This window comes from Aureibacter tunicatorum (assembly GCF_036492635.1).
In the GTDB taxonomy this organism is placed as follows: Bacteria; Bacteroidota; Bacteroidia; order Cytophagales; family Cyclobacteriaceae; genus Aureibacter; species Aureibacter tunicatorum.
Map to the genome: position 1 here is coordinate 260,443 of NZ_AP025307.1, position 16,669 is coordinate 277,111.

The 16,669-nt window shown below is 33.8% G+C and carries 12 protein-coding genes; 9 read left to right on the plus strand and 3 right to left on the minus strand.

All coding sequences use genetic code 11. The annotated features are described in order from the left end of the window. Positions 1-65: 65 nt before the first annotated feature. From AABK36_RS23610 to AABK36_RS23630, 5 genes are all read left to right on the plus strand, one after another. On the plus strand, positions 66-800 hold the full coding sequence (locus AABK36_RS23610; RefSeq protein ID WP_309942434.1) for a DUF4136 domain-containing protein: 735 nt from the start codon (positions 66-68) through the stop codon (positions 798-800). Positions 801-811: 11 nt separating this feature from the next. Next, positions 812-1,498: an outer membrane beta-barrel protein gene (locus tag AABK36_RS23615; RefSeq protein ID WP_309942431.1), complete on the plus strand. Its 687-nt coding sequence runs from the start codon at positions 812-814 to the stop codon at positions 1,496-1,498. Positions 1,499-1,666: 168 nt separating this feature from the next. After that, on the plus strand, positions 1,667-3,070 hold the full coding sequence (locus AABK36_RS23620) for an MBL fold metallo-hydrolase RNA specificity domain-containing protein (protein WP_309942429.1): 1,404 nt from the start codon (positions 1,667-1,669) through the stop codon (positions 3,068-3,070). A gap of 82 nt (positions 3,071-3,152) precedes the next feature. Further along, a complete protein-coding gene (locus tag AABK36_RS23625; protein ID WP_309942427.1) occupies positions 3,153-3,839 on the plus strand; it encodes an LOG family protein in 687 nt (228 codons plus the stop codon). A gap of 134 nt (positions 3,840-3,973) precedes the next feature. Beyond that, positions 3,974-5,143: a BamA/TamA family outer membrane protein gene (locus tag AABK36_RS23630; RefSeq protein WP_309942426.1), complete on the plus strand. Its 1,170-nt coding sequence runs from the start codon at positions 3,974-3,976 to the stop codon at positions 5,141-5,143. Position 5,144: 1 nt separating this feature from the next. Here the strand turns inward: AABK36_RS23630 and AABK36_RS23635 are convergent, their stop codons facing one another. The 3 genes from AABK36_RS23635 to AABK36_RS23645 form a co-directional block, all read right to left on the minus strand. Further along, entirely contained in the window at positions 5,145-5,519 is a 375-nt protein-coding gene (locus AABK36_RS23635) for a VOC family protein (protein ID WP_309942425.1), read from the minus strand. Between the two features lie 101 nt (positions 5,520-5,620). Further along, complete coding sequence (locus AABK36_RS23640; RefSeq protein WP_309942423.1) at positions 5,621-6,397, minus strand: hypothetical protein; 777 nt, start codon at positions 6,395-6,397, stop codon at positions 5,621-5,623. 16 nt (positions 6,398-6,413) lie between these two features. Then, entirely contained in the window at positions 6,414-6,863 is a 450-nt protein-coding gene (locus AABK36_RS23645; protein WP_309942422.1) for a hypothetical protein, read from the minus strand. A gap of 297 nt (positions 6,864-7,160) precedes the next feature. Between AABK36_RS23645 and AABK36_RS23650 the strand changes: the two genes are divergently transcribed. The 4 genes from AABK36_RS23650 to AABK36_RS23665 all read left to right on the plus strand — a co-directional run bounded on the left by AABK36_RS23650 (position 7,161) and on the right by AABK36_RS23665 (position 15,726). Beyond that, the gene (locus AABK36_RS23650; protein WP_309942421.1) at positions 7,161-7,871 is read left to right on the plus strand and encodes a carboxypeptidase-like regulatory domain-containing protein; all 711 of its coding nucleotides are present in this window, start codon (positions 7,161-7,163) and stop codon (positions 7,869-7,871) included. A 125-nt stretch (positions 7,872-7,996) separates the two neighbouring features. Beyond that, positions 7,997-8,614 carry a carboxypeptidase-like regulatory domain-containing protein gene (locus tag AABK36_RS23655; RefSeq protein ID WP_309942419.1) on the plus strand — a complete coding sequence of 206 codons (618 nt, stop codon included), beginning with the start codon at positions 7,997-7,999 and terminating at the stop codon, positions 8,612-8,614. After that, a complete protein-coding gene (locus AABK36_RS23660; RefSeq protein ID WP_309942416.1) occupies positions 8,614-9,615 on the plus strand; it encodes a transglutaminase domain-containing protein in 1,002 nt (333 codons plus the stop codon). The genes AABK36_RS23655 and AABK36_RS23660 overlap by 1 nt, the downstream gene beginning before the upstream one ends. Before the next feature lie 165 nt (positions 9,616-9,780). Next, positions 9,781-15,726 (plus strand): alpha-2-macroglobulin family protein, encoded by a 5,946-nt coding sequence (locus AABK36_RS23665; RefSeq protein ID WP_309942414.1) that lies wholly within the window; start codon positions 9,781-9,783, stop codon positions 15,724-15,726. Positions 15,727-16,669 lie beyond the last annotated feature (943 nt).

A 16,669-nucleotide genomic window follows, 5' to 3' on the forward strand; every position in this document is an offset into this window, starting at 1 on the left:
TTTGTTTTTGATATTGTTTTAGTCTGATTTTAAAGAATGTTTTGTGTTTTTATATAATTGTTTTTATGATGAAAAATTTAAGGAGTTTTGCCTGGGTTGCTCTCTTAGGCTTTATGCTTTTGGGATGTTACCCGATTGATGATGGAAGGACTTTTGATGAAACTTTTACAACTGTAACGAATTACGACACGGATTTCTTCCCGGATAGCACGTACACTTATTCTACTTTTTCTCTTACGGATTCAGTGAAATTGATTGATAGAAAAGACAATATAATTGATCCTGAAGAATTTTATGAAAAGGGTGGTTGGAATGACCAGATTTTAGCTCAAATCAGAGAAGGGTTTTTAGCAAAAGGCTATACTGAAGTTCCAAGAGAAGACAATCCCGATTTTGGAGTAAATGCAGCTGCTGTAGTAACCAAAACTACACAAGTAGGTTGGCTCCCTTGGTACGGACCTGGCTACTGGTACTGGTGGGGAGGATGGTATCCGCCATACTACCCTTGGAACCCTGGTTATACTTATGCTTATACTTATGAAACGGGTTATTTAATGTTTGAAATGGCTGATGGGGATTCTTGGCAACAATTTCAGTTGTTCCATGCTCAAAATCCTAACATAAACAGCGTGGACAATTCCGGCCCGCCTCCTGAAGGTTCTCAGCTTAAGTTTAGATGGCAGGCTATTGTAACTGGTTTGCTTTCAAACAATAATCAGTACAATTATGATCGCATCGAAAGAGGAATCAACGAAGCGTTCGAGCAATCACCATATTTAGATAAAAAACAGCCCAAATAATAAAAAGTAAGATGAAAAAGATAGCAAGTATATTTTCGATCATTTTGATGACTTTGGGCATGGCTAATGCTCAAAATTTTTCCGCTGATCAAAATCAGCCACAAGAGCCGCAACAGAATCAGCCTTTGACGTACAATGATTATACACCGCCAACGCGGCAAGCTATATGGTCGGTGGATTACCAGATGGGATTGACAACAGGCGAAGCAAGAGATTTTGTAAGCAAATATGGAACGCGTGGTTTCAGTGTAAGTGGAGAAGCTTTTATGACGGATAAGATTACATTGGGTGGATCCATTGGTTGGAATGGATTTTATGAAAAATTCCCAAGAAGGACTTACCATATTGGAGAAGGGTCTGATATCACAGGGGTAAAGTCCAATTCAATTTATACATTGCCGATAATGGTAACTGGAGGCTATTATTTTCTTCCTGATGCCTTTATACAGCCGTATGCAAAGTTAGGAGTTGGAGTGGTTTACGCTGAGACAAGAACAGATATTGGATACGTGTATGTAGCTGATGAGGAGTGGCGATTTGGCATTACGCCTGAAGTTGGAGTGTATGTTCCTTTTGGAATTGATTCTAATGTAGGTTTGATCGCCAAAGCGAAATGGAATGTTGTTTTTTATAATGCCCATGATATTTCAACATTGTCGTATTTCAACTTTAATATTGGCTTAGGATTTACTTTCTAGAATAATTAATATTAGATACTAAAAGGGCATGCATCACATGCCCTTTTTTTGTGCAATAAACTTTAGTGAAATAATGCGAAACATATTGAATGATTATTGAGTAAAAAATAATACCTTAAAATATTATTTAACTTTTTGAATTCTTTTTTTGAATTAAACGATAAGATTATGGATGTTCGTGTGAGATTTTTTGGAGGAGCTGAGACGGTGACAGGATCCAAATATTTACTGGAAATTGACGATAAAAAAATCTTAGTGGATTGCGGTCTTTTTCAAGGACTTAAAGAATTAAGGCTTAAGAATTGGGATGATATTCCTTTCAACCCTGCTGAAGTGGATTTGGTAGTGCTTACGCATGCTCATTTGGATCATAGCGGTTATTTGCCAAAGCTAGTGAAGTCGGGCTACGAAGGGGATATTTATTGCACAGAGCCCTCAGTGGATTTGTTGGAGTTGTTGTTGAAAGATTCAGCCAAACTGCAAGAAGAAGAGGCTGAGTTCGCAAGGAAAAAAGGCTATTCGAAGCATGACAACCCCCAACCGCTATACAATACAGCTGATGTAAAGAAGGTTTTGCCTTTGCTCAGAGGTTTTGGGTTTGGCAAGACTGTGAATGTTTCCGAAAGAATAAGCATAGTCTTTCATAACGCCGGACATATTTTGGGAGCATCGATAGTCGAGTTTATCGTGAGAGGTGAGTATCAAACCAAGCGCATAGTTTTTTCGGGTGATTTAGGGCCAAAAGAAGATCCTATCTTATATCCACCGGAGAAAATCAAGGAAGCGGATATATTATTCATAGAGTCGACATATGGTAATCGAGTGGTGGAGCGTCGCAAAAGCAACGAAGATATCCATAAGATCATAAATGAAACGATGGATAAAAATGGAGTTGTCTTGATCCCGGCATTTTCCGTGGGTAGAACGCAAAATATTCTTATTGAGCTTAATCAGATGTTTGTCAATAAGGAGATTCCTGAAGTTCCGATATTTATGGATAGCCCGATGGCGATTAGAGCTACTGAATTGTATAGGAAATTTGACAAGTATCATAAAATCAATAAAAAAAATTATACTGTGGACAAATATTTTGGAGGCTTGATAAGGAATTTGAATATAGTGCAATCCCAAGAAGCTTCTGAAGAATTGAACAACTTTCATGGCAAAGGAATCATCATTTCCGCAAGCGGAATGATGACTGGAGGACGTATTTTGCATCATTTGTATAATAGGCTAAGAAATACGGAGGACACACTTTTGATAGTAGGTTTTCAAGCAGAGGGCACGCGTGGACGTAAGATTATAGATGGAGACAAGTTCGTGAGGATATTTGGACAGGAGGTTCCGGTAATGTGCCGAGTTGAGAATGTTAAAGGGCTTTCCGCTCATGGAGATCAATCGGAATTGCTTGATTGGACATCTGGTTTTGAATCTTCGCCAAAGATGACTTTTGTCGTCCATGGAGAAAAAGAGAGTTCACAAACCTTCGCTCAGGTCCTTAATGCAAAATATGGTTGGAATACTTTCGTTCCTAAGTATGGGCAAAGCTTTGAACTGTTCAAAGGGATATAAGTCTTTAATGATTAATAAAGCATTTAGCCCAAGACATTATATTCTTTAATCAAGGTAATTGAAACCTTTAAATTTTTAAACTATGGGAAAAAAACATCATGACTATAATTTATTGGAGGGAACACAATCAGTAGTCAAGGACTACAAAAGAACCTCTAGAATTGCCAATGAATTTTTGAAAGGCTTCAAGGCCTTTAAAGGCATAAACGATTGCATTACTGTTTTTGGATCGGCTAGATTTGGAGAAGATCATAAGTATTATAAACTGGCGATGGAAATGGGAGGAACTATCGCCGATAATGGTTTTAAAGTAATGACAGGTGGCGGACCTGGTATTATGGAAGCGGCAAACAGAGGCGCTAAGGAAGCAGGAGGAGAGTCCTATGGTTGCAATATCATTTTGCCGATGGAACAACATGAGAACCCGTATTTGGATAAAATGGTCGAGTTTAAGTACTTCTTCTCAAGAAAAGTGATGTTGATAAAGTATTCATGCGCTTTTGTGCTGATGCCGGGAGGTTTTGGAACCATGGATGAAATTTTTGAGACCTTGACATTGATTCAAACAGAGAAAATCAGAAATTTTCCTATTGTATGCATGGGAACGGAATATTGGCAAGGATTGATGGATTTTGTGAGAGGGACAATGGTTGAAGAAGGAACTATTTCCAAAGATGATTTGAAATTGGTTTTTGTAACGGATGATCCGCAAGAGGCGATAGAGTATATTCAAGCGAAAGTAGAGCGAAGAGAATTGATCAAAGCCTAATTACAAGGGGATTGAGTCAAGAAATACTCGCTTTGGTTGATGACTAGATAAAATAGGCATATCTTTGTTTTTAGCTTTAATTGTAAGTAATAGATATTCTTGCGACTAAGAAGCTATAGAATAATATAAAAACAATGATTGATCGATTGAAGTATTTCTTATCTATTTTAGCTTTTATTCTGCCTGTGTCCTTGGCTTTTAGTCAAGACAATGTTGATTCAGAATCTTCTTTGCCTGATAGCTCGGCGATCAACAAGGTATTGAACCTTGTTGATTATTTGACTATAAAAAAAGAAAAGTACTCGATCACTACTTATCCAGCTCTTGGCTATGCGCCTCAGACAGGATTTAGATACGCGATAATTAGTTTTATCAAGTTTAATAATAGTTCTCCGGAAAGCGATCAGTATTATAGGCCATCCAGCATTACTCCTGAAATAAGTTTTTCCAGCAAGAATCAATTGGCTTTGGAGCTTAAGAGTACTTTGTTCTTTAAAAAAACTTGGATGCTTAATGTAGAATCTGCTTATGAATATTTTCCGGATTCTTATTATGGCATTGGAGATGAGTTGTTGGAAGAGCCATTGGATTATACTTCCAACAATATTTATTTAAGAGCGGATTTTTCCAGAATTATTGAGGACAAGTTTTTTGTAGGGATAAAGACAGATTTTCTCAAAACGGATATCAAGGAGGTCAAGACAGCCGATAATCAAAGCGAATTGGCAGATGATTTGATGAACCAGTCGGGAGTTTATTTTGGCATCGGCCCTCAACTAATTTACGATACTAGGGACAATACATTGTTTCCTACGGGAGGTTATTATTTAGAAACCAGCTTTATGTATTATCCTCAATTTTCGAATTCAAGCGATTTTACCAAATTCATTTTTGACGCAAGGAAGTATGTGAAGATCCAATCTTGGAAGAATGTATTGGCTTTTCAAGCTAAAGCCAGTTCTTCAAGCGGAGGTTTGCCGTTTTTCATGATGTCTAATATTGGAGGAAAAAACGATTTACGAGGAATCGAACATGCAAATAAATACATTGACAATCAGTCTTTCTTGACTCAAGTTGAATATAGAAGACATTTATGGTGGAGATTGGGAATGGTCGCATTTGCAGGTTTAGGCCAAACAGCGGACGAATGGAGCAAGATGAATACTGTTGACATGAAATATGTTTATGGCATAGGGGGTAGGTTTAGAATGACTTCCGATGACAGGTTGAATATGAGGTTGGATGTTGGGTTTGGCCCCAATGGAGATCGAGCATTTTATTTTTCAATCAAAGAGGCCTTTTAGGTCATTGTATAGTTAATATCACTCCATAATTGTCAGGGTCGCGAAGCTCTGTTCCGTGATTTTGCCAGTATGGATTTTTAGGCTTGACAATTGGAGCGTTTAGTTGTCTTGCATTTTTGAGCATGCGATCAATTTCATCTTGAGAATCAAGGTAGAATACAATCAAATCATCTTCATCAGGAGTGTGTATCGCAGGTTCATTGGATTCAGTAAATTCCAAGTGCCAATTATTTTCAGGTTTTCCTAGAAAAATTCCATTGTAATTGGAATGATTTTCAAATTCGCCTAATTTTTTTAAGCCGATAATTTCCGTATAAAATTTCTCAATTAACGCCAGATTATTGGTATGTCTGGCATATCTGAATTTCATTCCCATAGTGTGTTTAGTTTAAGGTAAGTATCAGCTTAAACGTGTTATGAATACGAGGATGTTTCAATTTTTGAATTAAAGTTTAATTTTTCGATGCTGTTGTTTATTTAGTCGTATTGCACTCCTCGGTTCAAAGGATTTTTTAAGTCAATCCAAAAAATATCAAATTTTTCTTTACTGTCACTTTTGCCATTTTGATTTTCATCTTTTTTGGCATAAATGTACATATAATCTAATCCTGAATCATATTGAGAACTCATTACCGAATAATTGGCAGGTATCAATAAGGTTTTGTTTTGTCCATGGATGTCAAAATAGTATAATCTTCTTAAGTCATTTAAGTTAATAAAACCATCTTTATTGGTGTCTTCATCATAAACCGACACTAAGTAATAATTCCTGCTGATGGGTAAACTATTCAAGGTGTCTTTTGAAAAAGCTGGATAATATAGTGTTCTAATCAACACTGGGGATTCAAATAATTTGTTCCGACTTTTAAGACTGTGGTCAAAGTGAGAAATATTAACAAAATTATAACCATACACGGCTGATAAACCCGGCATATAATTTCCGTTCCATTCATTTTCACGATCATAGTAATAGGTGTTATGCTCACTCAATGAGCCTATAAACCTTTCTTTATTGTCTTTTCTTTGATTGACTTTGAATATAGGTGTAAGGCGATGATCTTTATGATAAGTTTTTAAGATTCGACTTGGCCTAGTTTCAAATAGAAGAGAATCTTTTTTAATTTCATTGATGTCTACATTATCGCTTGAATTTGAAATATCTGGAGTGGCAACAGCAAAGCCTTTTTTGTCTAATTTATTTTTATCGCAGCTTATGAATACAAGCACTGAAAGAATTAGGAAAAGCTTTTTCATGTTGAATACGTAAGGGTTAATATTGAAGCTTAAGCTTCTTGTTATTATATCCATAGATAGCAGAAGTAACGATAGCAGTGATATTTCCTGTTAAAATAAAGACTAAACTATTAGAAATACCTTTATACAAATACATCCAGTCGCCCCCTGTACTCAACATGAAGCTTGACTCCAAGTAGCCTATCGCCAACGTCAAAAATTGCAATATAAAGACAGTCGTAAATGGATAGAAAATGATAGGATTTACTTCCAATTCAAATTTTTTATAAATCCAATTCAACACTGGCAGATTGACATACACCAAGCCAAAGCAAAGCCAAGAAGTCAACAAAAACAATGTCAAAAACCCAGTAGCTCCATAATCCAATGGATAATAAATAAACGGAAGTCTTAGGGAAATGCAGCTTAGAAAAGTTAATGTGAAGAATATCGCAAATGCTAATGAAAATAGGTTTCTGTCGCTCATAGTGGGGGTTGATTATATTAATTTACTGTTGCAAAAGTATAATTTAGTATTGTTTTTATCAAGTTCATTGGTTTAGAACTAATATTATTTCTTTTTTAAAGCTATTTATATTGAGACCATGAAGGTGGAATTTATCAACTTGTTTTTAATGACACCAAATTTAAGAATATGAAAGGTCCATAAAGTTGTTTGCTTGCTAATAATGATCTCTATGTTGGAATTATTGTGAGGTGAAAATTTATATTTAATAATAATTTGATTATATTATATGGATTTTAATATTTAAAATTAATCCAAATGCCTTCATTTAACCTAAAAATAAATCAACCTTGTGGCGAGGATTTCAACAAATTCACTCCTACAGAGAAAGGCGGCTTTTGCCAAAGTTGTCAAAAAGAAGTTATCGACTTCACAAATATGTCTGAAAGTGAAATCATTGAATATATTCAGGCTTCAACTAAAAAGACATGCGGCCGATTCAAATCCTCACAACTTAAACATTATCACATTCCCGTCCAATCATCTAGATTTGGCAAATTTAGATCTTGCTTGACTTTCGCTGTAATTTCATTCCTATCTATTTTAAATACTGAAGCAAAAACGAATGAAATAAGTAAGAAGCCAAAAGTTGAATTACAAGAAGAAAAAAAAATTAGCACAAACTTAGAGACCACAACAGAGAAATATACAATAACGGGGAGAGTGATGGAATCCAGCGGAGAGGGAGCAATAGGAGTTAATGTGGTATTGAAAGGAACAATTCAAGGCACAGCTACAGATTTTGACGGCAACTTTTCGTTGACATTGGATAAGCCAAAAGGAATATTAGTATTTAGTGGAATAGGGTATCAGACGCAAGAAATTGAATATGATTCAAATCAACTAACTAATCTGACAGTATATATAGATGCTGATATTAAAGGTTTGCTTACAGTTGGAGAAGTTAATACAAGTCTTCTCTATTCCTCCAAAAAATCTATTTGGCAACGCATCAAAGATTTCTTCTAGATATGAAAAAGCCATTCGACTTAAGTATTAAGAATCCATGCTCTGAGGATTTCAATAAATTTTCTAAAACAAAGAAAGGAGGCTTTTGCCTTAGTTGTCAAAAAGAAGTCATTGACTTCACTAAAATGAGTGATAGTGAAATCATTGAGTATTTTAGCAATTCGAAAAACAAAACCTGTGGCAGGTTCAATTCCAATCAGTTAAGGAGTTATAATGAATTTCAGAAGCCGTCCAGGTTTAAATGGCTTGACCTTGGTGTAATCGGTTCATTGATACTATCTATGTTTTCTATTCACGAAGTTCAATCTCAATCAAAAAAATATGGTGTAAATCCAGGTATTTCAATTTCCAAGAATAGAAGAGCAGATAAGATAGATAATTTAGATAAAAAAGAAGATAATGCCGTAATGGTGATCACTGGCAGAGTCATCGAAGAAAGCGGAGAAGGAGCTATTGGTGTGAATGTTGTCCAAAAAGGCTCAAAAACAGGGACATCAACAGATTTTGATGGGAATTTTTCATTAGTTGTTGCAAAGGCAAAAGCTAAAATAGTTTTTAATGGTATAGGTTATGAAACTCAAGAGTTAATTGTTAGCGAAGAAAATTGCGAAAATATAATCGTTACTATTGAAAGTAATGCAGAAATACTTGGAGAAATAGTTATAATGACTGGCGAAGTTAGTTCTAATAAACTTTATTCCTCCAGAAAATCAATTTGGCAGCGCATCAAGAACATTTTTTAATGAGAATATATTTATTAACCCTATTTAGTTTTCTTAGCCAGTTAGGTTTTGGACAGATTAGTGATTTTAAAGAAGTTGATTTTCAGAAAGCTGATAGCATAGCTTACTCGCATGACAAAGAAGATCTTAAGAATTTGCCTATTTTGTCATACAAATTAACGTCTGAACTGGATCGAGATGTAGAAAAGTTTCGATCCATATTTACTTGGGTAAGTACTAATATCATTTATGACCACGATATGTACAAAAAAATTCAAGCAAAAGAACGAAAATATGTGGATGACAGCCTTGCCTTGAATAATTGGAAAAAATCCATGGTTCCAATAGCATTTGAAAAGCTGGAAAAGCAACGAAAGACGACTTGCGGAGGCTATGCGTATTTGATCAATGAATTAGCGAAAATGGCTGATTTAGAATGCGAATTAATCATTGGCTATAGCAAGACGCCAGTATCCAATACAGAATTTCCCGCTCGTGTTAATCATACATGGAATGCTGTAAAATTAAACGGGAAATGGTATTTATGCGACGCTACTTTCGCCAGTGGATATTATGATCCTAATATTTATGAATATGTGCCGGAATACAATGAATATTATTTTTTATCTGATCCGGATTTATTCATAATGAATCATTATCCTTTGGATCATAAGTGGTTGCTTACAGATACAAAGACAAGTTTAGAGCAATTCATATTGGCTCCGGTTATTTACAAAGAAGCTTACAAGCATGACTTTAAGCCATCACAGCCTTCCACATTGAAAGTGAAAATGCAAAAAGGCATTTCGCGAAGATTTAGCTTTATAACAGATAAAGCGTTCAAGGATGAGGATATAACTCTTTGGATCGGTGAAAAGGTGAAGCGAAAGCCTGCTCTGATCAGTAATGGAGAGGGAAGATTGGAATTCGACATTACTTTTAATAGCAAAGGAACATATGATCTGCATGTGCAAGTAAGCGAGGATTATGTTGCGTCTTATGTTGTTAAAGTTAAAAAATAGGCGATGACTTGTTCAAATATTGACTCACGACTAAATGCTTAAAACTATAGCTATTAGCTATCAAATATAAATAGGCGAATTAAAAAACTTAAATGAAGACCACTATTCATATGTTTATTGATTATATTTTACAGGAATATAAATATGTTGATTAATTGTAGTTTTATGAGAGTGTTATTTAAACTATTTTTTGTTATTTTTTTGATTTATATGAATGTTGATTCATGGGCTCAGACTAATGAAATTACTCAGCATTTCTCTTTTAGATATAAGATTACAGATCAGCAGGCAAAGATCTTGTATGAAAATCCAAAATATGAAATTGATTCTACATTTTTGACAAAATTTGTCAGAAAAGTTCAATCCGATGACAATATTAAAAACGAAAAACCAGGACATTATATAGATGTCAAAGGAAATGGAAATGACGATATGTATTTTCATCTCAAAAGCAATAATTATCTTTATTTGTTGGATTGGTCAAATGGTGCAATGCAAAAATTTTCATTTTATGACCATCAAGGAAATTTTTCTAGTCAACTGACTGTCAAACTCGGCGGGAAAATATTAAAATGGAATGCTGAGGAGCAGGTTTATATTTCAAAAAAATATAATAAAGGAATATTGGAAGTAAAATCAGCCACTGGGATTTCATTTTGGGAAATAGTTTTTTCTGAAAAATTTACAAAAAATAAATTTAGTTGGAAGAAGCTATTTGAACGTGATGAGGATAAAGAATACGATGAAGATTATTTTGAACTTGCCGACAGCGAAGGATTTGTTTTGACCAATCAACCAAAATACCGTCCGCAAGATTCGGTATTTTATAAAGCATTTATCACAGACAAAAAAGGAAATAAAAACTCAGGAGCTGTTAGAGTTTATCTTACTGAAGAATACAATAGAGATTTTCATAGAGGAAATTATACTTTTTATAATGATGAAGATGATCTTATCAAAATTGCTGACTTAAATCCTTATCGTGATGGTGCATATTCTGGAAAATTTGTCTTGCATGATAGTCTTGACCTTGATCTGGATGAAGAATACTGTATTTTATTTACTCAAGGAAATAAATTGCTGAAGTATGGTGATTTTTATCTTGAGGATTATGAATTGCCAAAATATAAAACAGAATTCAGAGCTCAGTCTGATGATTTTTATAATGAAAATCCAGTTTTTTATGCCAGAGCGAAGGATTTCAATGGCTTTAATGTTCCCGGGATAAATTGTAAATTAAAAATTGAAAAATTTTATAAAAGTAAAGTATGGAAGCCATATACTTTTATTCCTGACTTGATCTGGGAAAAAGAAATGCCTTTGGATCCGATCGGTGAGACAAAAATCGAAGTACCGAAAGATATTTTTCCTGATGCAAAGTTTAGTTATTATATTTCTATTGACTTTATCGCTTCTGATGGAACATTAAATAAAGAATCAGAACATTTTACTTATACACCAAGATTAGAAAAGTATTCTTCGATCAAAATTGATGGAGACACAGTCAAATTTGACACAAAACACAAAGAAAAAAATGCTCAGTTAGAGACTACTTCCTATTTTGGTAAAAAAAATACTCTTTATGTAAGCTTGCCTCACAAATTATCAGTTGATGCTAATACTTTCAAATATCAACTATTCACCGCTCAAGATACTTCAAAAAAAGTATTAGAATCAAGGCGTATAAATCCGATTTATTCACGTACTGATGATTCACTTTCAGTAAAAATTTCAAAAAAACTCCCTTTTGATTTTAATTACACCTTATATAAAGGAGATAAACAAATCGAATATGGAAAAGTAAAAGGAAGTGAAGCAGATCAATGGCAACTGAATAGAAAAATAAATAAAAACTCCACTTATAGTATTGCCATACATTATCAATGGGGAAAAACCATTCAGAAAAATAATTTCTTGATCCGAAAGCCATCAGAATTTTTAAAAATTAATCATGATCTGCCAGCAGTCGTCTATCCCGGCGAAGAAAAAGAAATAAATATCAGCATCACTGACAAAGATAGCCAAAAAGTAAAAAATGCAGATGTAACAGCCTTGGCTTATAATTCTCAGTTTAAAAAATCTCAAGCAGAAGATCTACCCTACTATTTTGAATTTGAAAATTATAGAAAACAAAATAGATTCTTTAAAAAAAATATAGCCACTGAAAAGAAAAATATTGACCAAGGCAAGTTCATTCACCTTCCGCTTGATACAGTTGTCTTACATCAGATGTTGTCGAGCAAAGATATTTTTATTCATAAAGAAGCCATCGAAGACAAGACAAAATCCTGGCTGAGCCCTTTTGTCGTAAATAATAACAAATTGCGCAAAACTTACATGCTCAAAATCAATGATCTGTGGCAATATTTTGAAAAAACTAAACAGAATTATGTATTTCCAGTCAAAGAAGGCTTGCATTCATTTGTATTTAGACTAAATGACGGTGCTTATCTGAGTGAAAAAATAATGATCGAAAAAGGCTATCGATATTGGATTAGTTTTCCTGAAAAATTGTTAACAAAATTTGATTACGATCCAATATTATCTGATGAAGAATGGAATCAGATCTCACCTTATATGATCAAAGTTAAAGGGTCAGGAAATTATAATTACTTGTATGAAGGAGAAAAAATATTCAAACTCGATTATTTCCAGAAAAATTTGCTTGGTCCAATATATAATAGTGAAGCTGAACTTTGGAAGAATAATAATTATAAAATGAACATTCCAATCGCAGGTGAATATCAGTATCAAATCACAAATGACATCATTATGATGGAGCGAAAAGATCTACTTACTGAAAGTCATAAAGTATTTAATGAAAAATATTGGCAAAATGCTCCACTTCATTCTAAAATCATTAATTATAAATATTTACAAAAAATAGACAGTCTCGAAAAAGTTAATAAATCGTGGAAATATGATTGGATAAATAAAAAAAATCAGCAAAATGAATCAGTAAAAATACAATGGCCAAAATCTGAAAAAAATCTATTTGTCATATTAACTAAAGCTGATGATCCTTCACAGATATTATTTAAAAAAATAAAACTTCATAATAGATCTCAACAAGATAACTTCTGGCTACCTGTGGGTAAATATAGGTTGATTGCGATCGATGAAGAAAAAAATAGTATCGAAGATGAATTTGAAGTAAAAGCTGACGGCGACACCTATATAATATATGATCAGTTTGATACAACAGAATTAAATCTTTCTAGAGAAAATATTAATAAGGCTATAAAGCGAGTACATAGCCTCCGTAGCACTAAAAATGAAATATTTATAAATGAATATTTTTATATTGTTATCAACGAACTCTGGAAAAGTTATTATCCAGAAAAATTTGAGAAATATCCACTTAAAATCAACGGAAAAATACTTAATCTATTAGGAATAGGAATTGAGAATGCTCAAGTCATAAGTAATTCTTCTAAAAATCAAACGATGTCAGATTCACTTGGAAATTTTTCTATGCAGATCACAGAAAATGATAGCCTATTATATATTCACAAAGGAAATTTATCGCGCTGGTTACCTATCAGAAATAAAATCGATGTAGTTACAGTTCTATTTGAAAGAAAAAAATGGTATGAAAAGAATATATTAGGAAATGAAAAGTCAAAAATATTTAATGATTCTATTTTAATTAAATACAGAAATAATATCGATAAAAAAAGAAAAGCTAACTATCAATTTTATGATATAGAAGAAGTGATTTTAGAAGAAATTCCTCTTGATGATAGCTTAGATGAAATATTCATAACTGCATCAGGAGTTCAAAGAACAAAAAAATCTCTAGGATATGCAGTTACTACAACTACCTCAAGCTCATTAAACGGAAAAGTCGCAGGAGTTGCGATCTCTAATAATTCTCAAAATAGTGTTATCATCAGAGGACAAGCTTCCATTTCTGGAAATTCTCAGCCAATTTATATAGTTGACGGAATGCCGGTTAGTTCAATTGATCAATTAGATCCTGAGCAAATAAATTCGATGAGTGTATTGAAAGGAAATGCGGCGACGGCACTTTATGGGTCGCGCGCAGCTAATGGCGTTATTATTATTTCTACCACAGAAAAAAAATATGATCCGAAGAGCAAAGAGATGATTGCTTTGGTGGAAAATATTCCTGACAATTTTATTTTGACAAATAAAAATCTAAACGGAATACGAGCTGATTTTAGAGATTATGCGTATTGGCAGGACAGATTGAAGACCGATGAGGAGGGAAAAACTTCATTTAAAGTAAAATATCCGGATGATGTCACGGCTTGGGATAATTTTATTTATGTATTTGACGATCAGAAGCGCACGGGACAGGCTGCATTCCGAACAAAATCTTATAAACCGTTGCTGGCTGAAATTTCTGCGCCGAGATTTTTGATTAAAGGAGATCAGACTGATGTCGTGAGCAAGATTTCTAATTATACTTCTGAAGAAGTTGACTTGAATGCAGAATTTTCTGAAGGAACTAAATCCAACAGCCAGCAGATAAATGTAAAAAATTCGCATATTGATTATCATACATTGACTGCTGATGAAGATACGCTGCATTTTTCTTATTCGATCAACACTCCCGAAGGATATTATGACGGAGAAAAAAGAAAAATACCGGTATTCGCTCAAGGAATAGAAAAATCGAAAGGCGAATTTAAAAAATTGGAGCAAAATAATCCTTGGTCTCCTGACCTTCCTCAGCAAGGTGAAAAAATAATCATGAGTCTGCAAAGCCATTCGCCTGATTGGATCATCGAGCAGCTGGATCATGTGCAAAAATATCCGTACACTTGTAATGAGCAAAAAGCTTCGAAAATATTGGCATTGCTTCAGAAAAAACGCTTGTATGAGCAGTTGGATAGAAAATTTGTAGAAAAATCTTCGCTCAAAAAACTTTCTGCCGAACTCATCGACAACCAAATGGCTGACGGAACTTGGTCTTGGTGGAATAATAATGGCCCAACGAGTTGGTTTTCGACTTGGCAGGCATACAAAGCTGTAGAAAAACTTGCCGAAAATTCTAAAAATAAAGATGCGGTAAAAGCCAAAGAAAAAATCCTGATTAATCTGGAAAATAATCTCAGAGATATGCCATTCAGAGTACAGCTAGAAACTTTTGATTTACTAACAAAAGACAAGCAGAAGTTTTATTTTGAAAGAAAAATCAAAGATATCAACTCGGATTCCTTGGAAAAGCATACACTTTATCAGCGTTTGAAAATTAATCAAATCAAAAGAAAACTTGATCTGGATGATGATAAATATCTGCTGAAAAATGAAATGAAGACAGATATCTTTGGCAATTATTATTGGACTGACGGTCAGCAATATTCTGTCGAAGAAAATAAAATCGCTACGACACTTTTGGCGCTGGAAATGCTCGAAGAAAATAATCCAAACGATATTAATCTGCAAAAAATCTATGACTACTTGATCGAACAGCGCGCATACTATTGGGAAAATACTTTGCTGGCGACTAATGTGATGGAAGCTCTCGAAAAGTATTTTGATCACAGCAATCTGTACAGCGGAAATGCTGTTGTAGAAGTGAATATCGATGGAAAAACGCAGGAGGTTGACAAATTTCCTTTTGAACAGGAAATAATCGGTCAGTCGATCAGCATCAGAAAAAAATCTGAAGACAAACTACCGGTCTATGCGAGCATCTATCAGAGATATCAGCTTCAAAAACCAAAAGCCGACAGCACTTTGTTCGCTGTCAAGACAGAATTAGTCGATGAAAAAGACAGCATCGCAGATAATCTTTTGGTTGGTCAACGAATAAACCTTTCGGTGTCTATCGATGCAAAAAAAGAAGCCAGCCAAGTGATGCTAAGCATTCCTATACCGGCGGGGTGTTCTTATACAAAAAAATCTCAGGCATATTATCCTGAATCTCACCGTGAATATTATAAAGATCGCATTCATATTTATCTTGAAAAAATCACGGAAGGAAAACATCAATTTGAAATTCCTCTGACCGTTCGCTTTGCCGGAGATTATACACTCAATCCTACACAAGTCGAGCTGATGTATTTTCCGACGCTCGACGGAAATAATGAGCTTAAGAAAGTTAAGATTATAAAAGAAAAAGGCTCTGAAACACTTTAATGAAAAGTGTTTCAGAACATCTTGTATGCTTGTTTAATATGAATAAAGCCACAATTTAACCAGTACAAGAAAACAATTGCATTATAATTTTTGGATAGTCAATGCGATAAGATCATTCTGAGCATGGATATTGAGATGCTAGTAAAACAACTATTTTGCGGAATTTTAATTGAAAATTTTGGCAATTTATCGAAATACTCAATAATATTTTACCAGAAATCAAGTAATGATATTTTATGAAATAAATCGCACGAAAAGCAATATTTTTAGATAGGGTGTTTGTCTGTAAGATTGTATTAAAAAGAGGGAAGGGAATTATCGACATTAATAAATATAAGTAGGGATACGGTAGTTTATTTACTAAATCGATTCTTCCACTTCCACTTTCTTTTTGGATGTTGCGGATTTATTGTGGGGCAATTAACTTTTGCATATTTGTCGAGTTTTTGCCCCGATGCTTTCATTTATATCTTGATAATTTAAAGCAGCTTAGGTCTTTGCTTATTTTTTAAGCTCATTAGTTAACGATCCAAAGCTATAATATTGTACACAATATTTGCTAAAATTCATCACTCACTCTCACTCTTGCTGCAAATTATTGAAATTTTCTCAATTTCTTAATTTGCCCTAATACTTGAGAAGCTAGTATTGCATGAATACTACAAAATCATCCCTTTTGCATAATTTTTTTTGAATATAACTAAAAAAAAAGTATTCCAAAGGCAATTGCTTCAAATAGTTTTAAAAACATATTTTAGGTTAGAAGTATATTTATTTTTTATATAATATATTTGATATATTCTTTCCTAATTGTAAATAATTATTCTCAAAGTGGTTCTTTTTTTAACAAATATACTCACTAGCATATCCATAAAGGCAATTTTAATATACACTTATAGATTTTTGTTATTTGCTTATATTTTGCAGGTATAATTGTGTTATT